The sequence below is a fragment of the Adhaeribacter sp. genome (assembly GCF_057359045.1).
Map to the genome: position 1 here is coordinate 1 of NZ_JBMQUD010000047.1, position 23,142 is coordinate 23,142.

Sequence of the window (23,142 nt, forward strand, 5' to 3'; positions counted from 1 at the left end):
CCATCAGCCGAAATTGGCAATTGACACGTATCGACTGTCGCTCGAAAGCACGCGCGAAAGACTTAAGACATCTGAACCAACACCCGATGCAAAGACGCTCGACGCACTCTCGCGCCTCAGTCTAATGTTGATTGACGGGATTACCGTCTCGTGGTTCGCACAAGAAGACTCCAAAAAATTGATGGCAGACGTCGAATTGGCGTGCGTGGCGCTCTCCTCGTATCCGAGTGAAGCTGGTAGCCATCACGGCAAGAACTCATCATCTCGCCGCAAGCGCGTGCACATATAACTTCTTCCACGCAGCACACGTTGGGCGTCCAAGGCGCCCTCCATGAACAAAGGCAGTCGTATATTGCGTCAGCAAACCGCTCGCAACTCGCCAAGGTTCGGGACGACTCTCTTAACCTTCCAAAGGGATGATTTTCCGCGTTCCGACGCTCTTTCGAAGCACGCCGCATATGGCTGTTAGACCGATCATCAGCGCAGCCGCCGACAACCATCCTACCGCCGGTAGACTGCCTGCTTTTAATGCCATACCCGCAACCGCGGGACCGGCAGCATAACCAAGATTGCTTACCGATCCGGAGATTGCTGCCCCTCGCCCCGTAGCATCAATTTTTGTAGCCGTTGCTACGAGGTATGGCGTAACGACTGTTGCGCCCAAGCTAAGCAGGCTCATCGATATGATGAAAATGGCCCTGCTGTCGACGCAGTACATTCCAAAGCTACAGGCCAGCAGGATGATATGGCCGGCTGCAATCGGTTTAAAGAAACTGCCAAACTGCCATTGGTTACATTGCTAAGTACAATGATGGCGCTGTGGTCTTTGCGGTTGCGCATAAAATAATTATTAAACCCGTGCCACAAGCCGCCGTGGTACTCCACCGGCTCGGAGTCGGCAAGTTTTCGGAGGCGCCAGCCAAAACCGTAATCTTCTTTTTTAGCTTCTTTTTCTGAGCCTACAAATGCTTCTTCCAGCGTTTCCCGTTTTACCAGTTGTTCGGTGTACAAGGCTTGGTCCCATTTATATAAATCTTCTACGGTAGAGTAAATGCCTTTATCGCCCTGTACGCCATCCAGAAAATCAATTTCCCTTTTGCGCCGACGGGCCGTATAGCCAGCCGGAATTTCGGTTTGTTTGTCGGTGAGTACCCAACTGTTTTTCATGCCCAACGGCCGGAATATATGCTGCTCTACAAACTCATGAAAAGGCTTACCCGAGGCTTTGGCAACAATGGCGGCCAGGAGTAAATAGCCCGTATTGCTGTAATTAAACCGTTTATCGGGTTGGTAGTACACGGGCGGCTTGTGCTGGGTCATGAGCCGGATAACTTCTTCGTTGCTGATAAAAGCTTTGCGGTCGGGCCAGTATTGCTCAGTAAAATAGGTGTAATTGGGCAAGCCCGAGCGGTGCGTAAGTAAGTGCCGGATGGTAATACACTCGTACGGGAAATCTGGGAAAAAGCGTTGTATTTCGTCGTTGTAATTTAAATAACCGGCTTCCTGCAGCATCATAATAGCCATGGCGGTAAATTGCTTACTCACCGAGGCCAACTGAAAAGGCTGTTGCGTGGTTAAAGTGTCTTTTTTGCCAAAATCGGCGTAGCCAAAAGCGCCTTTGTACAGCACCTGGTTGTATTGGGTTACCAGCACGGTGCCGTTAAAGCCTCTGGTTTTATGGAGGTTTTTGAATAAAGAATCTAGTTGTTGTTCTTGTTTTTTGGCTCTTTCGGGGTTAACCAGGGCTACTATTTTATCAAACTGCGGGTACGCTGCTGCGGCAGCCTCCTCTGCCTGTTCAGAAGTAGAAGATTGGGAACATGAAACCAACCAGCACAAACCCACTACCCAAAAAGTCCGAAGCGAAGAAAGAAATATTTTCATGGATGCCATGAATAAAAATGGTACGCAGAAAAAAGAATTTATCTAATTAAAGCAATTTTTCCGGAAATCGGGAGATTTAATTCAGGTTTTTCCGGCACCTAAGACCAGGATTGGTCTGCGTTAATCTTACTAAAGCCAGGTAAACAGGTGGTAAATATTTGTAAGTGAATATTTTAAGTTTTGGTGGCTGAAGAATATTTTTTACTTAGGTGGGCAGATTCTTTAGCAAGACCTTAAATAGCGGGTTAGGTAGTTTTAAGTTTATTTAATTAAGGATTGGCCCATAGGTTAGGCCAGCTATCAGCTGTTTTCCTGACACCACAAGCATCATTTTTCTAAATATTGGCCTTATGTTGTGCGGAGAGCGCGACGCTAACTCTACCCATAACAAAGCTACGCTAACAAAAATAACAACATGAAAAGTGTAAAAGTATAAAAGTATAGTATATGCTTATAACTATTGGGTATGGCTAGTAGATTGGCGGTAATATTTTACGTACCCGGATTCTCGCGGATTTTATTTAAAAAAGTCTGGATTATATTTTTGGCAATATCGGTATCCAGGTCTAGGGCCGAGTAGAGGTACGTAATCAGTTCTTCTTCTTTATCGGCAATTTTACCGTCAGCGAGCAGTAACTCAATTGTTATGGCAAAAAGATTGGCTTTGTTTTCCGGCGATACCGCGTCTACGCTGTTATCTATGAGGCGCTTGCTGCCAATTTGGGCATGGGCGTACAAAACATTTTTGTAGTAGGCGCGCACATCGTGGCCTTCAAACAAATCTTTACAAGCCAGTATTTGCGCCAGTTCTTCCAGTTCGGCATCGGCTACATCGTCGTCTACGGCAATGCAGGCGTGCATAATGGCTAGCCAGGCTTCCTGCTCATTCTGCGGCGAATAAGCCACCAGGGTAGATTTATAGGTTTTATCAAATATACTCATCAGCTTAAATATATTTTTTAGTTGTGGCCGTTTATTTTAAATCTCCTGCGCTTACCCTAGTTTCTGGCTTTGGCAATGCAAAATAATACCTAAATCTTTAAATTATTTGTTTTGCCGGCAAATTAGTTGCCCAGCCGGTTATTTGCAGCCCGCAAGTACGGTCTTTTTTCTTAAATTAAGTTTGTTATATTACCGAACAAACAGTTGTATCAAAACCGGACAAATTACCTTTATTTGTTTAATTGTTTTTTTGTAAATATCTGGTTTGTAATAATATATATAAATGGCATTTAAAATGAAGAAAGTTTTAAAGCCGCTTATTCTGGTAAAGAATTATGCTGTTTGCTTTTGGTTGCACCGCCCAAGCTACCTGTAATTTATGGTTTGTCTTTATAATCCTGGTTTAAGATGCTGAAAAATTACTTTAAGATTTCCGTCCGTAACCTGCTCCGGCACAAAGGGTATTCATTTATCAATATTATTGGGCTGGCGGTAGGTATAACTTGTTGCATGTTTATGCTGCTGTATGTACAAGATGAGCTAAGTTTTGAGCAGAACCACCGGCAGGCAGCTACTATTTACCGGCTCACCATTGCGTTAAACAACAACGGCGTAACCGAAAATATGGCCATTACTGCGCCACCAATGGCGCCGCAGCTAAAACAAGATTATCCCGAAGTAAAACAATTTGTGCGTTTGCTCCAGACCAGCGGCAACGATTTAATGCGTTACGGAAACCAAACCATGTACGAAAGCGGCGGCTTTTTTGCCGATTCTACGTTGTTTGAAGTGTTTGATTACCCATTGGTGGCCGGTAATCCCAAAACGGCTTTAAGCGAGCCCAATCCTATTGTTATCAGCCAGGAAATAGCCCGTAAATACTTTGGTACCGAGAACCCCATCGGCAAAATAATGGAGCTGGAGGTGCAGTCGCCGTATAGCCTTAAAGTTACCGGCGTGTTGGCCGAAATACCCCTTAATACCCAAATTCGGCCTGCTTACCTGATCCCCATGCGGTTGTTTGGCCGCGATTTTTTAAATGCCTGGTATAATTACGGCGTTACGTCTTACCTGCTGGTAAATAATAACTTTAATGCTCCGGCTTTTGCGGCTAAACTCCCTGGTTTTGTAAAAAAATACCAACCAACGCCAGCCGGCGGTTCGGCACCACCCGCTTTGCACATACAGCCGCTGTTAGATGTGCACCTAAACCCAAATTACGGCGGCGAGCCGGGGCCGGTGAGCGATATTAACAACGTTTATTTGTTTTCGGCGCTGGCTATTTTTATTATTTTACTCGCCTGTATTAATTTTATGAACCTGGCTACGGCCCGCTCGCAAACCCGCTCGCGCGAAGTAGGCGTACGCAAAGTTATCGGGGCTACCCGCAAACAATTAATCCGGCAGTTTTTAAGCGAGTCGCTGGTGCTGGCCGGGGTTGCTTTGGTGCTGGCCATTGTTATGCTGCACTTATGCCTGCCGGCTTTTAACCAACTCTCCGGCAAATATATCCAGATTAATTATACCCAAAACCTAAGCGTAGTGCTGGGGCTTATAACCTTAACTTTATTTGCCGGTTTAATAGCCGGTTTGTACCCGGCATTTTATTTATCGGGTTTCCGGCCCATACAGGTACTTAAAGGCAAACTAGTGGGGAATGCCCAAGGAGCCGGGCTGCGCAAAAGTTTGGTGGTGCTGCAGTTTGCCATTTCTATTGGTATGATTGTAGGCACGGCTGTGGTGTATAAGCAAATGTTGTACGTGCAAAACCAACGCCTGGGCTTTAACCAGGACCAATTATTAATTGTAAACCTGCCCGGCAACCAAAACCGCCAAAATAGCCGCCATTTTAAAGAAGAGGTGTTGCAGGTGGCGGGGGTGCAGCAGGCTTCGCTGGCGGCCTCTATCCCGGCCGGCGACAGTTGGTTCCGGACCCCAATGCGGCGTTTTGGCGAAGGCCGCACGAATGAGTCGGTGATTGGGTATGTATTGCCCGCCGATTTTGACTTTGCCCCCACCATGCACCTGGAACTGGCCGCCGGCCGGTTTTTAGATAGAAAATTTGTGACTGATACCTTGCGCACCGTTATGCTAAACGAGGCGGCGGTAGCGGCTTTCGGCTGGCAATCGGCAACGGAGGCGCTGGGCAAAAAAGTAAGTTACGGCGGCCCCGATTCGCTGGGAAATACCGTGGTAGGGGTGGTAAAAGATTTTAATTTTCAGTCGCTGCACCAGAAAGTAGAACCCATGGTTTTAACCATTAGCCGCAACCGGACAGGGTTTTTACTGGTGCGTTTCCAGGGGCAGGAAACTAATAATATTTTAACGCAGCTAGAAAGAAAATGGCAGACCATTGAGCCCAAACACCCGTTTAGCTTTGCTTTTATGGACGACACCCTGCAAAACCAATACCAGGCCGAAATGCAGTTGGGCCGTATATTTAGCGTATTTGCCGGCTTGGCTATTTTTATTGCCTGTTTGGGTTTGTTTGGTTTGGCTTCTTTTACCACCGAGCAACGCACCAAAGAAATTGGTATTCGCAAGGTAATGGGGGCTTCGGTAACCAATATTCTGGTTATGCTCTCGAAAGATTTTGCCAAACTGGTGTTGCTGGCCAATATTATTGCCTGGCCCATTGCCTGGTACGGCATGCACCAGTGGCTCCAGGATTTTGCCTACCGTACGCCTATTACCTGGTGGACTTTTGGCCTGGCGGCTTTGGTGGCATTATTTATTGCCTTATTAACCATTAGCTTACATGCCTTAAAAGCTGCCGTAGCCAACCCGGTAAAATCGTTGCGGAGCGAATAGCAATATTCCTGGCGTAAGTAATGCCAAACGGGCCTTAGATAGGTAAAAGCCAGAATTAATAAACCCGATTAATATTTTAGATAGCTAGTATCAACTGGTAAGTGCGTTTAAAGAGCCTTTTCCTGAGTCTGTAGTAGGTTATGCTAAAGTTATATAAAAATAGACTTAGCTGTTTCGATAAACCAGGATCATGAAAAGAACTAAGCTGGATCTTAAAAAATTATTCACATGTAGTTTATATAGATTAAATAAGAAATTTTGTAATTTTAATCAGTTATAAAACACGCCTCATTTTAACCTGCAGTAGCCGTATTAAATAAATTTTACTTGTAAAGCCTGTTTCCGAACCCCATGTTGTACAACTATCTTAAAATAGCTATCCGGAACCTGCTGCAGTACAAATCCTTTTCGTTTATCAATATTTTTGGTTTGGCCCTGGGCATGACTTGCAGCATATTGCTGATGTTGTGGGTACAAGATGAGCGGAGCTTTGACCAATTTCATAAGAACGGACCTTACCTGTACCGGATACTCGCTAATTTACATTGGGGCGAAATTAAAACCAGTACCAATACGCCTGGCCCGCTCAGTACCGTGCTGAAAAAAGCCATTCCCGAAATAGACCAAATTGTTAAGATCGATTATAATGCCGGTGGTTTGTTTAAAGTGGGGCACAAAATAAACCAGGAAAATGCCGGCTGGCACGTTAGTGCCAATTTTTTCGAGATGTTTTCTTTTCCGCTAAAACAAGGCCATCCTAAAAAGGTATTACAGGCGCCCGATGCCATTGTTATCTCTGAAAACCTGGCACAGAAATATTTTGGCCGGCAAAACCCTGTGGGTAAAATTATTCGCATAAAAGAAGCGGGTAATTTCCGGGTAACAGGGGTTATGTACAATATGCCCCAAAATTCTTCTATGCAGGTAGACTTTGTACTACCCCTGGAGTTTTACGAAAGATCCCGGAACGATCATTTTATCTGGCGCAACTTCAACCTTAAAACCTATATTACCCTCCGGCCCGATGCTTCGCGGGAGCAAGTAGAGGCCAAACTGAAAAACCTGCTCAAAAAATATAGCCCTGAACCCGATTCACAGAAAGACGAATTGTTTTTGCAGCCTTTCCGGGAGATGTATTTATACTCGGAGTTTACCAACGGCAAGCAGGCCGGTGGCCGGATTGAGTACGTTAATTTATTCTCGGTAGTAGCGGTTTTTATTTTAATTATTGCCAGCATCAACTTCATGAATTTGTCTACGGCCCGCTCGGCGCACCGGGCCAAAGAAGTGGGCGTACGCAAAGTTATTGGCGCTACGCCGGGGCATTTAATCGGGCAGTTTTTAGGCGAGTCTATTTTGGTGGCTTTTATTGCCATGTTTTTTGCCGTGTTGCTCATCGACCAGTGTATGCCTTTTTTTAACCAGTTTACCGGTAAAAATATTACGGTTCATTTCTGGCAATCTTCTTTTTTATCGCTGCTGTTAATTACGGCGGTGCTTACCGGCATTTTATCGGGCAGTTACCCGGCTTTGTTTTTATCGTCGCTTAAGCCGGTGGTGGTGCTAAAAGGGACTTTAAAATTTAAGCCCCGGGCCATTTTGCTGCGGCAAGGCTTGGTTATTTTTCAGTTTATGCTTTCCATTATTTTAATCATTGGCATGCTGGTTATTTACCGGCAAATAGCTTTTATTAAAAGTAAGAACCTGGGCATAAACCGCGACAATGTGGTAATGCTTAACCTTGATAAAGATTTACTCGACCATTTTAAAGCGTTTAAACACGATTTAACCCAAATATCCGGCGTAAGCAGCGTTACCGCTAGCAGCGGTAACCCCTTAGATGTAGGCAGTGCCTCCAGTGATATTGAATGGCCAGGCAAACCCAAAGACGGGGCTTCGGTGGCAGCGTTAAACGTGGGTTATGATTTTATCCAAACCATGAATATCCGGTTAAAAGAAGGCCGCGATTTTTCGGAAGCCTTAACCACCGACACCGCCAATTATATTATTAACGAGGCCGCCGCCCGCATGATGCAAATGGATAAACCTTTGCACCAGGAAATAACCTTCTGGAAAGGCAAAGGCCGTATTATTGGGGTCATGAAAGATTACCACCTGCAATCGTTGCATCGCCCCATTGGGCCGCTCATCTTGGTTTTAAATCCGCAGTACGTTTCGCCGGCGCTTATAAAAGTAAACAGTCATAATTTACCGGTTACTTTAGCGGCCATTCAGGCGGTAGCCAAAAAATACAGCCCCGACTATGCATCGGCTTACCGGTTTTTAGACGAGGCTTTCCAGGATCGCTACCAAAGCGAAACCATGGTAGGTAAGCTTACCAAATATTTTGCCGGCATTGCCATTATTATTTCGTGTTTGGGTTTGTTTGGCCTGGCTTTATTTACCGCCGAGCAGCGCACCAAAGAAATCAGTATCCGCAAAGTTCTAGGTGCCTCGTCGGGCGGTATTATAACCATGCTGTCGAAAGATTTTTTAAAACTGGTTTTAGCCGCCAATTTTATTTCTTGGCCCTTGGGTTGGTACCTGATGCGGCAGTGGCTGCAAAATTTTGCTTACCGGGTAGATATTGAGCCCTGGGTTTTTGCCTTTGCCGCTGTAACTACCTTGCTCATTGCTTTGTGCACAGTAGGGGCGCAGGCCATTCGGGCGGCTATCGCTAACCCGGTAAAATCTTTGCGGAGCGAGTAAATAATATTTGTGGGGCAAAATTATTGGTGCCGCAGTCTAAATTTATCTCGCTAAAGCTACGTTGGAGGCGCTTTGAGATTTGGTATTATAAACTATATAGCCCTTTATTTGCTGCCCGTTAAGCATTTTAGGCGTAAATGTGTTGGGGTAATTGTTGCGGTTATACGTATAAGTGCAGGTATACGATAAGTCTTTCCGGAGTTTACCCTGGCCATCGGTAACTTTATAGCTAACAATATTGTGCTTCCGGTAAGGCAATTCCAAAGGCAGAAACCTGGCTTCGGCCGGAATATTTCTCAGGAAGCCTGGCTTATTGTCGTAGGCAACTTCTATTACCAGGTACGGTTGGGCAATATTAGGCGGTAAATAAGAGACTTTAACCAGCTTTTCTTTATCATAGCCATACGTTATTCGTTTGGTTAATATTCCTACGGTGTCTATTGGGTCATAAGCTCGGTTTAAAGTATAATACCCCGATTCTACAAGCTGATTTTCTTTGTTGTATGTATGCCGTACAAGATCGTTTGAATTGTCTTGGGTAGAAGTCATTTTTCTGTAGAAATATACATTTTGATGTTCCCGCAAAATTAGGCCAGTAGCAAGATCTCCCTGGTACATAACCTGCTTACTAATTACAGAATCACGGCTGTCCCAGCCGGTAATATTTTTGTCGGGAGCATAGCTCATTTCAAAAATTTCATTTTTAGAGGGGTGGTCGGGTTCTTTAAAATAATCATCATAGTAGGTGTAAGTAAATGTTCCGTGAATATTTTTATGCACCGAGGTAATACTGTATAGCCGGTCGTGGTTGTAATGGAATTTATATTCCAGGTTTCCGACTTGTAGTTTAGAGGGATAAAGTACTTTTACGTCTTTACTTTTAGAGCAGGCGCCCACCAACAAGAGCCAGGGGAGCAGATACCAGAATAAATGTTTCATTGTACATTTTTTGATATGATAAAAACCAAATTATTCTAAAACCTTAAGCACTATTTATTCCGGCTTTTTGCCTCGCCAGAAAGACCCGGTAGTTGTAATTAAAAATAATGTGAGTTAGTTATAAATAACCAGAATAAAGGCCTATTAAATATTTGTCCGTTAATCTGGAAGCAGCGTTTGTTTAAGCGGAAAGAAAAATATTCTCGCCTTTTTAAATGACTTTATAATAGGAATATTCCATAAAAATGTTCGATCTATTTAGCTTTATTTTTTTATCAAACGCCCGCTAAATATTAATTAGTGGGTCAAAACGGTTTTTGGCCCGTTGTATTCTTAATTTTTCTTGGGCAATGTGCGTACCGTTTACCTGCTGTTTGAATATTTGAATACAAGAGGGCTATGAATAAAAATATTGATTAAGCAGTTAATCTCTTTAATTAATAAAGATGAATTATTTATGTTGCCAGATAGGATTATAGAGCGTAATGCTGTTTTGTTGTTTATAAAAAACTTAACAGCATTAGCAGGAGGGAAATAATTATTGCAAATTAATATTTTTAAAATATTAAAGGTCCGGTAAAGCCTATTAACTAAGCTATACCGGACCTTCTGCTTTTATCTGGAACAACTAATTAGCTGTCTTCGCGGGCAAATTCGCTTAATTCCGTGCCTTCGTCGTGGCGGGGATTTTCGTCGCCGTGGCTGGTTTGGTTACCGCCCTGGCCACCCTGGCTATTGCCCCGTTGCTGGCCACCTTGTTTAAAACTGGCTTGTTCCTCCGCCGATTTATTCGTCAGGCCTTCGGTGCTGTTATCTTCGGCTTCTTTTTGCGAGCCTTGTGGTTTATTATCTTCTGTTTGCATAGCTTTTGTGCTTAAAGTGTTTTTAATCTGCTTTACAGATTGTCTTTTACGACTGCTTTCGGGAAAAGTGTTGCCATTGTTATAATTATTAGCCAGGAGGTGGTACTAGTAAATGCAACCAAAGCCGCCGATAACGTACATAAATACCAGTAAGGTGTTTTAACAAAAGTATCTGTTATGGCAAATATTCCCCATCATCCGCTGCAACGCACCCAAGACTTAGATTTATTGCTCCAGGAAATTGGCGATGCCCGCATTGTTTTACTCGGCGAAGCCTCGCACGGCACCTCCGAATATTACACTTGGCGCACGGCCATCTCCAAGCGCTTAATCCAGGAAAAAGGCTTTAATTTTATTTCGGTAGAAGGCGACTGGCCCGATTGTTTTGAAGTGAATAATTTTATTAAAGGTCACGGTCCGGCAGAGGCAACATCGTTACAGGTTTTACAAACTTACAACCGCTGGCCCACCTGGATGTGGGGCAACTGGGAAGTAGCCGCGCTTACCGACTGGCTAAAGCAGCACAACGCTACCAAACCCGAAAACGAGAAAGTAGGTTTTTACGGCCTGGATGTGTACAGCCTCTGGGATTCTTTGCAGGAAATATTGCATTACTTAGAACAAAAAGATAGTGCTGCTATTACGGCGGCCCGCAAGGCTTTCCGGTGTTTTGAACCCTATAGTGAAGATCCGCAGGAGTATGCCCGCGCCGTTGCTTTTGTATCGCAGGACTGCGAAGACGAAGTAGTAAACATGCTGCATACCTTACGTACCAAAACTTTGGGCAGCGGTACGGTTAAAGAATCGGATTTTGATGCGGAGCAGAATGCTTTGGTAGCCGTAAATGCCGAGCGCTATTACCGGGCCATGATTAGAGGCGGGGGCAGCTCCTGGAACGTGCGCGACCGACACATGATGGAAACCCTTACCCGCCTGTTGGATTTACACGGCCCCGATTCCAAAGCTATTATCTGGGAGCACAACACCCACGTAGGCGACGCCCGTTACACCGATATGGCCCGTGCCGGAATGGTAAACGTAGGGCAGCTGGCGCGTGAGCAGTTTGGCGAAAAAAATGTATTTATCGTGGGTTTTGGCTCTTACAAAGGGTCGGTTATCGCGGCCGATGAATGGGGCGAACCCATGGAGAAAATGGAAGTGCCGGCCGCGCCGCCGGGCACCTGGGAGCACATGCTGCACGAAATAAGCCCCAATAACAAACTTATTTTTTCAAAAGACCTGCGTCAGGTAAAAGAGCTCGAAAATACAATTGGGCACCGGGCTATTGGCGTTGTGTACCACCCACGCCGCGAGCGTTTCGGTAACTACGTGCCCACTGTAATCCCGTACCGCTACGATGCCTTTATTTACCTTGAAACCACCCAGGCCCTGCACCCATTGGCCATTTACCAGGACCACACCCAACCACCCGAGCTATACCCCTGGGCAGAGTAGAATTGAATGGTTGAAATGTTAGTTATTAGTTGTTAGTTGGGTAGAATTTACCACCCCCGACCCCTCCTAAAATAGGCGGGGAGCCCGGCTAATGCATCTTCAGCCGCTAACCCGTTGTAGTGAATAGGTGTTATAAGTACAAGGAGCTATTAACAAATAACCATTAATTTACAACCAGAATAAAGGTGGCTACAGGCAATTATCGCAGTTTGGGCAGGGAGGGCCTTTAAGAATTCCGGTGCCGAGGAACGAGGCATTCCGACGCCGGAGGGCAGGAGGGCTTAACAGCCCGACTGGCCAAACGGGGCCCCGCGGCCGGGAGCAAACTTAGGCAGCAGCTTACGGTTAGCTCCACCGCCTAGAAAGATAGAACCTTTCAAAAGACAAACGTTAAATACGCATACAAATAATCAAGTAGTTGTATAATGGCGGCGCAGCCATTGGCTTAAACCCGCCAGGCCTGGAAAGAGTACGCGCTCGGTAATATTTACCTGGTCTAGTTTGTCGCGTATTTCCCATTTTAAGTGCGAAGGAATAACAATCCGGAAAAATAAATCAGGATGCTCTTGTAACCAGTCGCTTAGTACGGCCCGCGGGTTCGACATCATGGAAAATAAAGCGTATTGGTGCACAATGCGTTCGTCGAGTGAGGGCGGCTCCAGAAACAAAACAAAATCCTCTTCCTGAAAAGATTCTAACTCTTTTAAAGAAGAACAGATGGGTTCCAGTATTTCGGGGGTAAATACGTTAGAGCCTTCGTTGCGGAGCGCTTCCTGTAACAATTCCGGAATATATTGGTTTGATTTTACATAGTTTACGCACCAGATAGCGGCATCGGTATCGTAGTTCCGGAAATCGGCGGTAGCAAAATGCAAGGCCACGTACGGCGAATAGGTCCAGTCGAGGAGGCGGGTAGGTAAGCCATGGTGTTGGGCCACGGCCAACCAGTTCCAGATAGAGTGGCCTGGCGAGGCATCTTCGTGGGCGTATTTCCGGAAGTTGCGGAGTAAATGATGTTCCAGTTTGCTATAGTCGCCGCCTAAGCGTATCAGGCTGGTTTGCAAATTATACTTACAATTCCACATGCCCCGGTAAATGTACGGCGACCGGAAACGGTTAATGCGCTGATCCCAGGAGTTATGAAATAATGCATTTTGCAACTCCTCCCAAGTTTTTACCACAATATCATTTTTGTGCTCCATATACCCTGTTTAGCAATTGTAGTGTAGTGGCTTTATACGGTTGTTATGAAGGATGATGTTGGTGGTTTGTACGTAAAATAACCTTATGTTTATACGTAAATACGGGGTATAACCAAACAAACGAATGGGATTGCGTAAGCTAAAATCAAATGCCCGCCCATTACACAAGCTTAAAAAAACAGGTTAATGTTTAAAACAGGATTCGGGTTTTTACTGGGAGCACTGGCAATAGGGTATATACTGTCGGTGTGTTTTTATGAGCCATTATTAAACAAAGCTATGCACCAAGTGGACATACAAGTAAATAAAGACCGGCTGTACGCCGACGTGAAATTTCTGACCGAGCTGGAGCCACCACGCCATGCGTTTAATTTAACTTCTCTAAATAAAAGTGCCGCTTATATTTTTGCCGAATTCGAAAAAATATCGCCCCGTGTAACGTACCAAACGTTTAAAGCCAACGGCAACGAATATAAAAATATTATTTGCAGTATGGGCCCGGAAACCGGCGAACGGATTGTGGTGGGCGCCCATTATGATGTGTGCGGCGACCAGCCCGGCGCCGACGATAATGCCAGTGGCGTAGCGGGGCTGCTGGAGATTGCCCGTTTGGTAAAAGCGCAGGAAAATAATTTAAAATACCGGGTAGATTTTGTGGCTTTTACTTTAGAAGAACCGCCATATTTTAAAACCGAACAAATGGGCAGTGCGGTACACGCCAAGTCTTTGGCCGAGGCCGGTGTAAAACTAAAGGGCATGATTTGCCTGGAAATGATTGGGTATTATTCCGAAGAAAAGGGTTCGCAACGGTACCCGGTAGCGGCCTTAAAAGCCATTTACCCCAACAAAGGCGATTTTATTTCGGTGGTAGGCAATATGGGGCAGGGCAAGTTGGTAAAGCATCTGAAAAAGTATATGCAGGAAGGCGGCCAGATAGATGTGCAGTCGCTTACGGCACCAGCCTCGGTGCCGGGCGTCGATTTCTCCGACCACCTCAATTACTGGCAATATAACTACCCGGCCGTTATGATTACGAATACTGCTTTCTTCCGTAATCCCAATTACCATCAGCCCACCGATACCATTGAGACCTTAAATTTCGATAAAATGGCCGAGGTGGTTAAAGGCGTATACCGGGCAATCCTGCATTTTTAACCTTTGGTTTTTTTCTTCTGGATTTACATAAACTAATCTGAATATAAGTGCGTACGCTACTTTAATGTAGTGCTTGTTGGTACTACCCAATATACTAATTTATACCTTTTAAAATATGCAGCGTAGCACAAAAGCAATCTATCAGAACCTGAAGCGGAACGACTTTTTAAACGTTGCTCCCGGCGTTAGTTGTTTGCAGATAGTAATGGTAAACGTGTACCTGGTAAACGATCCGGAAAATATTACCGGCGGTTGGGTACTTATAGATGCCGGTTTGCCGGGCTCGGCTAACCGGATTAAACGAGCCGCCGAAAAATTGTACGGTAAAGGCACTAAACCCCGGGCCATTATTCTTACGCACGGCCATTTCGACCACGTAGGTGCTTTACAAGACCTTTTGGTAGATTGGGATGTGCCGGTGTATGCCCATTTACTGGAATTACCGTATTTAACCGGCCGGTCTTCTTATCCGCCGCCAGACCCAACGGTAGGTGGTGGCGCACTGGCTTTTATGTCGCGGATTTACCCCAACAAACCCATTGATATCAGGCGTTACGTGCACGAACTGCCGCACGATGGCTCCGTACCGCACTTACCCGCCTGGACTTTTTTACATACGCCGGGTCACTCGGCAGGGCATATTTCGCTTTTCCGGGATCAGGACCATTTGCTAATTGCCGGTGATGCCTTTGTTACGGTTAAACAAGAATCTATGCTGGCTGTAATGACCCAAAAGCAGGAAGTACACGGGCCACCGGCTTATTATACCCCTAACTGGGAAGCTGCCAAACGCTCTATAGAACGATTATTGTTGCTGCGGCCCAAAATAGCGGCTACCGGCCACGGGCTGCCCATGTACGGCGAAGAATTATTAGATCAGCTCCAATTATTATTCCGGGAGTTTGATGAGCGCGTATTGCCGCCCCAGGGCCGGTACGTAAAACAACCCGCCGAAGCCGACGAAACCGGCGTAATTTCTTTGCCACCACCGGTACCCGATCCGCTACCTAAAATAATGGTAGGCGTTGGGTTAGTAACCTTGGCGGGAATGGCAGTTTTGGCTATTCGCCGAAGAAATAATACCCTCGATTTTATCGATAAAAGCTTTTTAGCCGGTATCGCACGTTTTTAAGCTTTGGTATAGTAGAATAAAACCACCCAAAAAAGAGAAGCCGGTAATTTTACCGGCTTCTCTTTTTTATTTGTAGCATTAGAGTTAGCCGCATTAACTACTAAAAGCTAACTACTAAAAACTAGTTACTAAAACCTAATTATTAATAATCATCGTGGCGGTTGTACCGTTCCCGGCGGTCATCTTCATCGGCCCACCTGGGGCCCGATTCGTAGCCCTGGTTAAAGTTACGGTTTTGCGGGTGCCGGTTACGGTCATGATCTTGGTTACGGTCGTTATCGTGGTCTTTACCGGTTAAGCGATCCCAGGTGTTGTCAATGCGTTCGCTCATTCGGTCGAAGAAACTGTTATTCTGGTCTTGTTGGCGGTAATTGCGGTTACGGTACCGGTTGTTGTAGTCATCGTCATCGTCGGTGCCGGGCGTATGCCAGGTGCCCCGGTTGCCACTGGTATACCGGTAGTCGTCTTGTTTAAATTCTTCGCGCTCACCCCAAAAACGGGTGCCTCCGTGGTCGCCGCGCGGTGGGTCGTCAAAACGGCGGTTATCTCTATCGTTGGCGTTGTCTCTATTTTGCTGGCCCCGGTAATTTTGATTATACCGCGAATCCCGATCCCATTGCTGGTTCTGGTTAGGGCGTTGGTTTTGGTTGTACTGCTGGTTATCGCCGTAGTTTATACGGTTAGGGTCGCGGTAAGCACTATCCGGCTGAGAGCCATAATGGGTTTGGTCTGGCCCGTACCCTTCGTTCCGGTTGTGGTGACTTTGGCCACTGCGGTACTGTTCATTCCATTGCTGGTCGCCCCGCGACCGGTATATATCACGGCCAACCCGTTGGTTTTCTTCTAAGTTCCGTCGGCTGCCGCCTTCCGGATAGTGTCTGTCCTCCGGATAATTTCTGTTCGAATCCATAGTCTTAAGTTTTTGTTCTAAATAAGATTTAATTAAGATTAAAACCTTTGGCCTTGTTTACGAAAAGAGTTTAAGAGAGTTAAGCTAACCCGTATTAAGTTTCTTTAGGTTAGGTGGCGGCTTAATCCAGAACGGGGTTGGCACCCATGGTTATTTATTCTGATTTATTTCTTGATTTCTGCCAAAATATCGGGAGTGTAATGGTATTATTGAATGGGTTTAAAAATAATAGCGTTTGATAATCAGTATTATATAAACCGATTTATTGTAATGTTTTAAAAGGTTTAAGTAGGGTGTGTCATTTTGGCGGAGTATTAGTCAGATAAAGGTCCAATCTAAGGCAAACTAATTTTGGTATAAGGTTTGCATAAGTAAAACCAGAAAGATAGAAGGGAAACTACGATGAATATCATAAAAAATAAAAAAATAGTTAAGAGCTTCGGCCAATATATAGACCAGCTTAATACGCTTTCGGGGGGTATTAGCATGGCGCAAGTAAAGGTTGTAAACAAAGCAGATAAGGTGGTGGTAAAAATAATGGCACCATCGGTAAGCCCCGACGCCATGCAGGTGCTGGTAGAGTACGATAAGCTGGTGGTTTATGCTACTTTGCCGCAACCAGAAGAAAGCGAAGCCAACCCGCATACCGTTAATTTTCCGTTATTTGCGCAGGTAATTCCAATACCTTTTCACGTAGCCGTAGACCAGATTGAGGCGGTTTACCAAAACGGGCAATTACAGGTAAATTTACCTTTTGCCGAAGACCGGATGATTAAGCGGCAGGCTATTCAGATTAAAAAGTTTTAAAAGCAGAATAAAAATTTTTAAGAGAAGGGCTATGAAAAGTGGCCCTTTTTTATTTACTTTAGAAAGAAGCCCGGTATAAGTTTATTCCCCCAATATACTGGTTTAAGGCATTACCGGCGCGGGCCGGAACAATTTTAATATTAAAGGAGTTTAAAGAGTATGGTAAATTTGATATTCCCACCCAAGTACATGGTCGTTTATGCCCAGTGCATCGACGATTCATTGCCCGCCTTCGAACCGCAGGAGTGGATAGAAGAAGGCCGCATTTATCAGGTAAAACATTATACCGAATCTTTAAATAACAGCGAGGGTTTTGCCGTTACTATACTTGATGCGAACGGAGAGGAGATTCACCCATCGCCTTCGCATTGGAGTTTTGCTTCGGACCGTTTCGAAATTTTTAGTATCTGTTTGAATTAATAATTCGTAGGTGCAAGCATAGTTTTTTAAGAGCAGGTAGATATGCTGGCACAGGAAGAATTTAAAGTATTAACAACCGCCGAACAAGTAGCTATTTTACGCAGTCATGGTAATTACATTCATTATCGCCTTAAGGGCTGGTGCAAAATAGAACTGTATTGGTTTCACAAATTTTACGTAGAGGTTTGGTATTTGCACAACGACCAAACCGTAGGGTTAATTCGGGTGCTTAGCGGTAAGCCATCGCTGGAGCCTTACCTCGAAACCATTCACCTGAAGGTTATTTAACGCTTTTACTGCCGGTTAAAAGAATAAATAGGGGCTGTAGCAAATAGCCGTAATTTTTAACCTGCAGTTTGTTTTAAGCAGAATTTAAAGCCGCTTTACTTTAGCAGTAAGATAATAATCTTGTTTAAGCCTGGGTTTTGCCCGGGCTTTTTAATTTCTGCTTAACCCCTAAACCAATTTGTCTGATAGAGGGAGCCAGCGGTGAGGCGGTTCAATATTCCTGCGGAATAAAAGAAAAAGCATTATGTTTGCCGGTAGGGGCAATAAGTTACTTTAAACCAGTACCGACCCGACTAAAAGCTTATTGTAACCAATATTTTGCCTGTTTGATTTTACAAATACGACTGACCCGCACATGAAAACCATTGCATTAATTGCTCACAACGCCAAGAAAAACGATTTGCTGGAATGGGCCAAAGAACACCAGGAAATATTGCGGCATTACGAACTGATAGGAACCTCTAATACAGCCAAATTAATAAATAATTTACTGGGGTTAGAGGTAAAGCCCTTTGGCCACGGGCCCAGCGGCGGTGATATTTTACTGGCGGCCCGCATCCTGAAGGGCAAAGTACAAAAAGTAATATTTTTTATTGATTCAGAAAGCCCGCACGGCCATGAGCACGATATTCAAACGCTCATTCGTACGGCGGTAATCAACAACGTGCCGATTGCTTTAAACCGCGCTTCTGCCGATTATATTATTCTGGAACGCGACTAACGTTTTAATCCGGGCATAAAAAAACCTCGGCCTTGTTTTTTAAGCCGAGGTTTTTGTAAGGTTTATGCGCCTTAAGCCGCTTGGGTGTGTACGTCGTTGTCGTTATCCTCAATCCGGGCTACTACAAAAATAGCTACTACGGCTACTGCGGCTACTGCTAAAACCAATTGCTTAGGCGATAACTTTTTACTTGCTTTCATGAGCAAGTGGCCGGTATCTTGCAGCAGTTCTGGTAATTTATCGTGCCGGCCATCTTTAAAAACGTGAATAGCGTTCTCAAAGGCCCGCGATAAGTCCTGAGGTTGTACAAGTGAATTATTTGCCTGATCCATAATTTTAAGTTGATTAATTTTCTGGTTATTTTAAGCTAAAATGCCGTTGGCACAACTGATGGTGCGCCCAGCAGAACTTGCTATACGTAAAACCCCGAATCAAGGCTAAGGATTTTTAAGCCAAATAATAAATTACCGGCATTTACGCTTGTACTGTGCCGCCGGCGTTGCGAACCTCCTGCGAAATCTGGTTAAGTATTTTGTCGGAGCTGTACATCATGCTGGCCGGAAACCCCACTTTTACATTATTTACCGCCAAGGTTTGGGTCGCTTCGTCGTAATTATATTCCGCCGAAACGCCTTTTTCAGAAATGCGGCCGCTGTTGCCGGTCATGTTTATGCCAAAGCCAGCCAGTTTAGAACGTAGTTGGTTAAATACCTCAGAAGAAATACCGGAATATTGCGCATTGTTTGCCATAATTGTTTTGTAAGTTTTAATGAAAAATATTAAATATCTGATTTATACGAAAAATATTTATAGAAAAGCGAAGCAGCTTTAAATTTGCCTTATTTTTTGCTCTGCGGGCACCCCAACTGTCGGCTTAAACCGGGCTACAAACCCAACTCCTTGGTGCCCTGCCGAAACACAATATCCACCGGAATATTGGCCTGGCTTAACCGGTCCAGGTCGGCTTGCAATTGGTTATCTATTTTGCCTTGTTCTGCTAATAATTGGCTTACCCCCTGGTAATCGCCGTTGCCCTGGAGGGTTAATATTTTCTCCGATAGCAGGTTCATGGCGGTTTGCATTTTGGCAAAGTTTACGCGGTAAGTACCGGTTTGGGCATCGCGTTCAAAAGCGCCTTGTTGCGCAAAAAAGTTAAACCGCACCATATTGGCCTGGCCGTGGGCGCTGGCCGCCCCAAACCGCACCGACCGGAAAATACCGGCCAGAAAAGTAGTGTAATAATCTTTTATATCGCCCTGGATTTCGCCTTTCTGGTGCAGTTGGTTTATCATGTACAAACCCAAAATATCGGCTTTGCCTTCTTCTAAGGCCGAGCCTTTTTCTTTTAAGGCTTCGCGTACGGTGCCCTGCCCGTTTACAACGTTTTTAATGCCCAGGCCGTGGGCCACTTCATGAAACATGGTAGTCGCAAAAAAAGCATCAAACGTTACGTGCTGCCGCTGGTCGGGGGCAATTAATGTATTGGCTACAGGCTGCATTATTTTATCGAATTTGGCCCGCATAGCATTTTTTAACTGCAGCCGCCGCGTACCTTTTTTCAGTTGTACTTCTTCGTCGTTGGGTAAATTAATGGCAATGGTTTTGCTGCCGGCATTACAATCGCCGGCGTAATAAATTACATCGTACGCGTTTAAATCGGAGTCGGTGCCGGGTTTTTCTTTTTTATATTTTTCGGGAACCGGCAGGCCACGCTGCAATTCGGGCAAAAAGGCGGCATACCGCGACAGGCGCTTACTCCATTCCTGGTCTTTTACCAATACGTAAGCTTCGTGAGCGGCTTTGTAGTTAAACAACTTGTCTTCGTAAACCTCAATGGGGCCCACCACAAAGTCTAGGCTATTGGTTTTCATGTCCATCCAGGCTAAGTCGCTGGGTTGGTAATTATCGGTAAGCAAGGCTTCGGCGCGCAGGTTCAGGTATTTTTGTAAACCGGCGTCTTCGGCCAAGGTAGCGGCCTGGCGCAGCAGGGCCGCAGCTTTTTCTACCTGCGGTTTAAACTGCACGTGGTAAGGTACGGTTATTAATTGGCCCTTGGCGTCCCGGCGCAGCAGGGTATACTGACTTTTTTTATCTTTTAAACTGGCCTTTTCAAATTCAGCTTTGGTCATATCGGCCGGGTAAAAGTTAGCCGTTTCGGGCTTGGGGCCTACGCCCACCAGAAAAGGGGTATTGTTATCCAGCCGGTCCCAGGGGCCATAATTTATCTGCACGAACCGGCGGGTAGCTCCGTCTTTTATAGTGGCCAGCAAAGAGTCGCGGTTACCGTAGGCCTCGTACCAGAAAATATCGTCCATTATTTGGGCTACCTGAATCAGCAAGGGAATTATTTGCTTTTCCTGGGCGGTTAATTTATTCAGGTCGGTGGTTAAGCTTACCTCTTCGTACTTATTCAGGCGGGCGTGCAGGGGTACCCCGTTCTCCAACACTTGCGATGTAGCCGTTGTAGCTTGTTCGGTGTTTTTTTCTGATTTTTTGCCGTTGGTGCAGTTGGCCAGGCACAGGCTGCCAGCTGCCAGCAATACCCAATATTTTATTTCCATAGTTTAGATGTGTCTGCGTTAAATAAAAAAAAGCTATTGGTTTTTAGGTTTATAAAACCAAAAGACGCTGAAATTTATTTAATATTTTAGATTACTTAAAACTTTACGCACCGGTCATTAACAAGAGCCAAAATATTCTGTAATAAATATAAATGTGGTTAGCTGGTGCTGGTTTAAAAAGCAATTCAGCCAGAATGTTCCGGCCTAATATTATTTTAAACTTCGTACAGTTCCAGCGGTAAGCCATCGGGGTCCTGGAAAAAAGTAAAGCGTTTGCCGGTGAGGGCATCGGTCCGGATGGGTTCGGTGGCCACTTGCTTTTGGGATAATTCGGCTACGGCGGCGTCTAAATCGGTTACGGCAAAAGCCAGGTGCCGCAAACCCCGGGCTTCGGGTTGGCTCAGGCGGGGCGGCGGCTCCGGAAACGAAAATAATTCTATCTGATACAGATTATTCAGGGCTAAATCCAGTTTGTACGATTGCCGCTCGGCCCGGTACGTTTCCTGCAACACCTGTAGCCCCAAAATATCTACGTAAAACGCCTTAGAAGCAGCATAATCGGCACAAATGATAGCAATGTGGTGGATGCGGGTAAGGTGCATGGTTTCTTATTTAGAGGTAATTTTTAAAACGAATGGTACCAAAGTACTTATTTTATATTTACCCAAGGCCATAAATTAAACGTACTTAAACTTTAAACAAAATATTAGGTAAACGGAAGAGGAATGCCGCACCACGCATGAGTAAAAAAATACTATTTTATGTATTATTGGGTTTACTGTTGCTTATTTTAATTAAAGCATTTTTCTTTTCGGGCAATACCCAGCCCCACGCCGGACCGCAACCGGTAGTTAGTGCCCAAGAGCCGGGTTATGTCTGGGCCAGTGCCGGCCGGCATTACCGCCGCGGTTGGCTAGGGCGCTTTTTCCTTGGTGATCATTACCGCTCGGTTTGGGCTACACCGGTTAAAGCACCCGTGCTGGACTTAAAAACAACTGAAGGCGGGCTGCAGGTGGGCAAACTGGGCGGTGGTATGCAAACCGTGAGCTTAAGCCTAACGGCCGCCAATGGCCAAACCTGGGTGGTACGCTCCCTCGATAAAGACCCGATTAAAATATTGCCGCCGTTCTGGCAAAAGACTTTTGTAGCCGATTTGTTGCGCGATCAGATTGCCGCTTCTAACCCGTATGCGGCGCTGGTGGTAGCTCCTTTAGCCGAGGCTGCGGGTATCTTCCATACCAATCCGCGGGTGGTATTTGTGTCGGCCAAAGATCCGCAAATGCAGCCTTTCCGGCAGCAAATGGGCGATAAATTAGATTTGCTCGAAGAAAAATTTACGGCGCAATCAATAACCGATCCGCGTTTTACCGGCGCTACCGCTATTCTGAACAGCCTGGAAATGTTAAATAACCGTTTCCGGTACCCTGGTCACCGTATAGACCAGTTAGCTTTTGCCCGGTGCCGCTTATTTGATTTACTTATCGGCGATTGGGACCGGCACGAAGGCCAGTGGATGTGGGCCGCTTATCCGCAAGGTAAAAATACCGTTTATAAACCCATTCCCAAAGATCGCGATCAGGCTTTTAGCAAATACCAGGACGGGTTAATTCCCTGGCTGCTTACCCGTAATTTTGCTATGCGTAAGTTTAGCCATTTTGATCACCACCTTCACGATGTTACCGATTATGCCATTAACGCTGCTTTTCTGGACGAACGGGCACTGCATCAGGTTACTTTGCCGGAGTTTCAGCAACTGGCCCGGCAACTACAAGCCAGCCTTTCCGATTCAATTATTGATGCTGCTGTAAAAGAACTGCCCTTACCCATTTACCATATTTCGGGCCCCGATATAGCCGCCAAATTAAAAAGCCGTCGGGGAGCTTTGGTCCGGGTGGCCGAAAATTATTATAGTTTACTGGCCAGACACGTGGTTGTTCCGGGTACCGATGAGCCCGAAAAATTCCTGGTAAACCGTTTGCCTAATGGGTACACCCGGGTGCGGGTATTTCGGCTTACGCCCGCCGAAACTGTAGGTACAATGTTTTACCAGCGCACCTTTTCCCCTGCCGAAACAAAAGATATTACCTTGCACGGCCTGGGCGGCAACGATCAGTTTGTATTAACCGGTAAAGTACCAGAAGGTATAAAAGTAAAAATAGTAGGAGGTTTGGGGGCCGATTACATTGCCGATTATTCTGAAGTGACCAGTGGCAACAAGAAGACCCTGGTGTACGACACCCACAAGGGTAATACTATTATTGGGGGAGCTTCTACCGAAAACAAAACCACCCCAGATTTAGCCGTGCATAATTACGACCGCGAAGGTTTTTAATAGAAATATTA

At 45.4% G+C, this 23,142-nt stretch carries 21 protein-coding genes; 11 read left to right on the plus strand and 10 right to left on the minus strand.

The genetic code is table 11. The annotated features are described in order from the left end of the window. Positions 1-289, plus strand: a 289-nt coding sequence (locus ACO1R6_RS08555) for a hypothetical protein (protein ID WP_486263914.1), incomplete at its 5' end; no start/stop codon positions are given. A 386-nt stretch (positions 290-675) separates the two neighbouring features. On the opposite strand, the gene ACO1R6_RS08560 is transcribed toward ACO1R6_RS08555, so the two are convergent. Both ACO1R6_RS08560 and ACO1R6_RS08565 read right to left on the minus strand, forming a co-directional pair. Further along, positions 676-1,884: a serine hydrolase domain-containing protein gene (locus ACO1R6_RS08560; RefSeq protein WP_486263915.1), complete on the minus strand. Its 1,209-nt coding sequence runs from the start codon at positions 1,882-1,884 to the stop codon at positions 676-678. Positions 1,885-2,376: 492 nt separating this feature from the next. Beyond that, entirely contained in the window at positions 2,377-2,826 is a 450-nt protein-coding gene (locus ACO1R6_RS08565; RefSeq protein WP_486263916.1) for a tellurite resistance TerB family protein, read from the minus strand. A 408-nt stretch (positions 2,827-3,234) separates the two neighbouring features. On the opposite strand from ACO1R6_RS08565, the gene ACO1R6_RS08570 reads away from it, so the two are divergent. Together ACO1R6_RS08570 and ACO1R6_RS08575 are read left to right on the plus strand one after the other, a co-directional pair. Continuing rightward, on the plus strand, positions 3,235-5,637 hold the full coding sequence (locus tag ACO1R6_RS08570) for an ABC transporter permease (protein ID WP_486263917.1): 2,403 nt from the start codon (positions 3,235-3,237) through the stop codon (positions 5,635-5,637). A gap of 351 nt (positions 5,638-5,988) precedes the next feature. Then, on the plus strand, positions 5,989-8,346 hold the full coding sequence (locus ACO1R6_RS08575; RefSeq protein ID WP_486263918.1) for an ABC transporter permease: 2,358 nt from the start codon (positions 5,989-5,991) through the stop codon (positions 8,344-8,346). Positions 8,347-8,388: 42 nt separating this feature from the next. Here ACO1R6_RS08575 and ACO1R6_RS08580 read toward each other — a convergent pair whose 3' ends face one another. Both ACO1R6_RS08580 and ACO1R6_RS08585 read right to left on the minus strand, forming a co-directional pair. Then, a complete protein-coding gene (locus ACO1R6_RS08580; RefSeq protein WP_486263919.1) occupies positions 8,389-9,285 on the minus strand; it encodes a hypothetical protein in 897 nt (298 codons plus the stop codon). 632 nt (positions 9,286-9,917) lie between these two features. Continuing rightward, positions 9,918-10,148 carry a hypothetical protein gene (locus ACO1R6_RS08585; protein ID WP_486263921.1) on the minus strand — a complete coding sequence of 77 codons (231 nt, stop codon included), beginning with the start codon at positions 10,146-10,148 and terminating at the stop codon, positions 9,918-9,920. 177 nt (positions 10,149-10,325) lie between these two features. Here ACO1R6_RS08585 and ACO1R6_RS08590 point away from each other — a divergent pair, with 177 nt between their 5' ends. Beyond that, positions 10,326-11,603 (plus strand): erythromycin esterase family protein, encoded by a 1,278-nt coding sequence (locus ACO1R6_RS08590; RefSeq protein WP_486263923.1) that lies wholly within the window; start codon positions 10,326-10,328, stop codon positions 11,601-11,603. A gap of 410 nt (positions 11,604-12,013) precedes the next feature. On the opposite strand, the gene ACO1R6_RS08595 is transcribed toward ACO1R6_RS08590, so the two are convergent. Further along, positions 12,014-12,805: an FRG domain-containing protein gene (locus ACO1R6_RS08595; protein ID WP_486263924.1), complete on the minus strand. Its 792-nt coding sequence runs from the start codon at positions 12,803-12,805 to the stop codon at positions 12,014-12,016. Between the two features lie 279 nt (positions 12,806-13,084). Between ACO1R6_RS08595 and ACO1R6_RS08600 the strand changes: the two genes are divergently transcribed. Beyond that, a complete protein-coding gene (locus tag ACO1R6_RS08600) occupies positions 13,085-13,960 on the plus strand; it encodes a M28 family peptidase (RefSeq protein WP_486263925.1) in 876 nt (291 codons plus the stop codon). 115 nt (positions 13,961-14,075) lie between these two features. Continuing rightward, a complete protein-coding gene (locus ACO1R6_RS08605; protein ID WP_486263927.1) occupies positions 14,076-15,092 on the plus strand; it encodes an MBL fold metallo-hydrolase in 1,017 nt (338 codons plus the stop codon). A 142-nt stretch (positions 15,093-15,234) separates the two neighbouring features. Here ACO1R6_RS08605 and ACO1R6_RS08610 read toward each other — a convergent pair whose 3' ends face one another. Further along, the gene (locus ACO1R6_RS08610) at positions 15,235-16,002 is read right to left on the minus strand and encodes a hypothetical protein (protein ID WP_486263928.1); all 768 of its coding nucleotides are present in this window, start codon (positions 16,000-16,002) and stop codon (positions 15,235-15,237) included. Positions 16,003-16,488: 486 nt separating this feature from the next. Here ACO1R6_RS08610 and ACO1R6_RS08615 point away from each other — a divergent pair, with 486 nt between their 5' ends. The 4 genes from ACO1R6_RS08615 (at position 16,489) to ACO1R6_RS08630 (ending at position 18,238) form a co-directional block, all read left to right on the plus strand. Further along, positions 16,489-16,809: an Hsp20/alpha crystallin family protein gene (locus tag ACO1R6_RS08615; protein WP_486263931.1), complete on the plus strand. Its 321-nt coding sequence runs from the start codon at positions 16,489-16,491 to the stop codon at positions 16,807-16,809. 159 nt (positions 16,810-16,968) lie between these two features. Next, positions 16,969-17,229 carry a hypothetical protein gene (locus ACO1R6_RS08620; RefSeq protein ID WP_486263933.1) on the plus strand — a complete coding sequence of 87 codons (261 nt, stop codon included), beginning with the start codon at positions 16,969-16,971 and terminating at the stop codon, positions 17,227-17,229. Positions 17,230-17,271: 42 nt separating this feature from the next. Beyond that, on the plus strand, positions 17,272-17,517 hold the full coding sequence (locus ACO1R6_RS08625) for a hypothetical protein (RefSeq protein ID WP_486263934.1): 246 nt from the start codon (positions 17,272-17,274) through the stop codon (positions 17,515-17,517). A gap of 355 nt (positions 17,518-17,872) precedes the next feature. Then, positions 17,873-18,238: a methylglyoxal synthase gene (locus ACO1R6_RS08630; RefSeq protein ID WP_486263935.1), complete on the plus strand. Its 366-nt coding sequence runs from the start codon at positions 17,873-17,875 to the stop codon at positions 18,236-18,238. A gap of 71 nt (positions 18,239-18,309) precedes the next feature. Here ACO1R6_RS08630 and ACO1R6_RS08635 read toward each other — a convergent pair whose 3' ends face one another. The 4 genes from ACO1R6_RS08635 to gloA2 all read right to left on the minus strand — a co-directional run bounded on the left by ACO1R6_RS08635 (position 18,310) and on the right by gloA2 (position 21,401). Continuing rightward, positions 18,310-18,570, minus strand: coding sequence for a hypothetical protein (locus ACO1R6_RS08635; RefSeq protein WP_486263937.1), 261 nt, complete (start codon positions 18,568-18,570; stop codon positions 18,310-18,312). Between the two features lie 142 nt (positions 18,571-18,712). Then, complete coding sequence (locus ACO1R6_RS08640; protein ID WP_486263938.1) at positions 18,713-18,988, minus strand: hypothetical protein; 276 nt, start codon at positions 18,986-18,988, stop codon at positions 18,713-18,715. Positions 18,989-19,122: 134 nt separating this feature from the next. Continuing rightward, positions 19,123-20,799: a dipeptidyl-peptidase 3 family protein gene (locus tag ACO1R6_RS08645; protein ID WP_486263940.1), complete on the minus strand. Its 1,677-nt coding sequence runs from the start codon at positions 20,797-20,799 to the stop codon at positions 19,123-19,125. A gap of 215 nt (positions 20,800-21,014) precedes the next feature. Beyond that, positions 21,015-21,401 (minus strand): SMU1112c/YaeR family gloxylase I-like metalloprotein, encoded by a 387-nt coding sequence (gene gloA2, locus ACO1R6_RS08650; RefSeq protein ID WP_486263941.1) that lies wholly within the window; start codon positions 21,399-21,401, stop codon positions 21,015-21,017. 137 nt (positions 21,402-21,538) lie between these two features. On the opposite strand from gloA2, the gene ACO1R6_RS08655 reads away from it, so the two are divergent. Next, positions 21,539-23,131 (plus strand): hypothetical protein, encoded by a 1,593-nt coding sequence (locus ACO1R6_RS08655; protein ID WP_486263942.1) that lies wholly within the window; start codon positions 21,539-21,541, stop codon positions 23,129-23,131. Positions 23,132-23,142: the final 11 nt, after the last annotated feature.

What these genes read in the sequence shown, in the direction of transcription:
- ACO1R6_RS08570 (WP_486263917.1), top strand. Translation starts at nt 3,235, where the DNA reads ATGCTGAAAAATTACTTTAAGATTTCCGTCCGTAACCTGCTCCGGCAC.
- ACO1R6_RS08560 (WP_486263915.1), bottom strand. Translation starts at nt 1,884, where the DNA reads ATGAAAATATTTCTTTCTTCGCTTCGGACTTTTTGGGTAGTGGGTTTG.
- ACO1R6_RS08565 (WP_486263916.1), bottom strand. Translation starts at nt 2,826, where the DNA reads ATGAGTATATTTGATAAAACCTATAAATCTACCCTGGTGGCTTATTCG.
- ACO1R6_RS08585 (WP_486263921.1), bottom strand. Translation starts at nt 10,148, where the DNA reads ATGCAAACAGAAGATAATAAACCACAAGGCTCGCAAAAAGAAGCCGAA.
- ACO1R6_RS08645 (WP_486263940.1), bottom strand. Translation starts at nt 20,799, where the DNA reads ATGGAAATAAAATATTGGGTATTGCTGGCAGCTGGCAGCCTGTGCCTG.
- gloA2 (WP_486263941.1), bottom strand. Translation starts at nt 21,401, where the DNA reads ATGCACCTTACCCGCATCCACCACATTGCTATCATTTGTGCCGATTAT.
- ACO1R6_RS08620 (WP_486263933.1), top strand. Translation starts at nt 16,969, where the DNA reads ATGGTAAATTTGATATTCCCACCCAAGTACATGGTCGTTTATGCCCAG.
- ACO1R6_RS08640 (WP_486263938.1), bottom strand. Translation starts at nt 18,988, where the DNA reads ATGGCAAACAATGCGCAATATTCCGGTATTTCTTCTGAGGTATTTAAC.
- ACO1R6_RS08575 (WP_486263918.1), top strand. Translation starts at nt 5,989, where the DNA reads ATGTTGTACAACTATCTTAAAATAGCTATCCGGAACCTGCTGCAGTAC.
- ACO1R6_RS08605 (WP_486263927.1), top strand. Translation starts at nt 14,076, where the DNA reads ATGCAGCGTAGCACAAAAGCAATCTATCAGAACCTGAAGCGGAACGAC.
- ACO1R6_RS08630 (WP_486263935.1), top strand. Translation starts at nt 17,873, where the DNA reads ATGAAAACCATTGCATTAATTGCTCACAACGCCAAGAAAAACGATTTG.
- ACO1R6_RS08615 (WP_486263931.1), top strand. Translation starts at nt 16,489, where the DNA reads ATGGCGCAAGTAAAGGTTGTAAACAAAGCAGATAAGGTGGTGGTAAAA.
- ACO1R6_RS08580 (WP_486263919.1), bottom strand. Translation starts at nt 9,285, where the DNA reads ATGAAACATTTATTCTGGTATCTGCTCCCCTGGCTCTTGTTGGTGGGC.
- ACO1R6_RS08655 (WP_486263942.1), top strand. Translation starts at nt 21,539, where the DNA reads ATGAGTAAAAAAATACTATTTTATGTATTATTGGGTTTACTGTTGCTT.
- ACO1R6_RS08600 (WP_486263925.1), top strand. Translation starts at nt 13,085, where the DNA reads ATGCACCAAGTGGACATACAAGTAAATAAAGACCGGCTGTACGCCGAC.
- ACO1R6_RS08635 (WP_486263937.1), bottom strand. Translation starts at nt 18,570, where the DNA reads ATGGATCAGGCAAATAATTCACTTGTACAACCTCAGGACTTATCGCGG.
- ACO1R6_RS08625 (WP_486263934.1), top strand. Translation starts at nt 17,272, where the DNA reads ATGCTGGCACAGGAAGAATTTAAAGTATTAACAACCGCCGAACAAGTA.
- ACO1R6_RS08590 (WP_486263923.1), top strand. Translation starts at nt 10,326, where the DNA reads ATGGCAAATATTCCCCATCATCCGCTGCAACGCACCCAAGACTTAGAT.
- ACO1R6_RS08595 (WP_486263924.1), bottom strand. Translation starts at nt 12,805, where the DNA reads ATGGAGCACAAAAATGATATTGTGGTAAAAACTTGGGAGGAGTTGCAA.
- ACO1R6_RS08610 (WP_486263928.1), bottom strand. Translation starts at nt 16,002, where the DNA reads ATGGATTCGAACAGAAATTATCCGGAGGACAGACACTATCCGGAAGGC.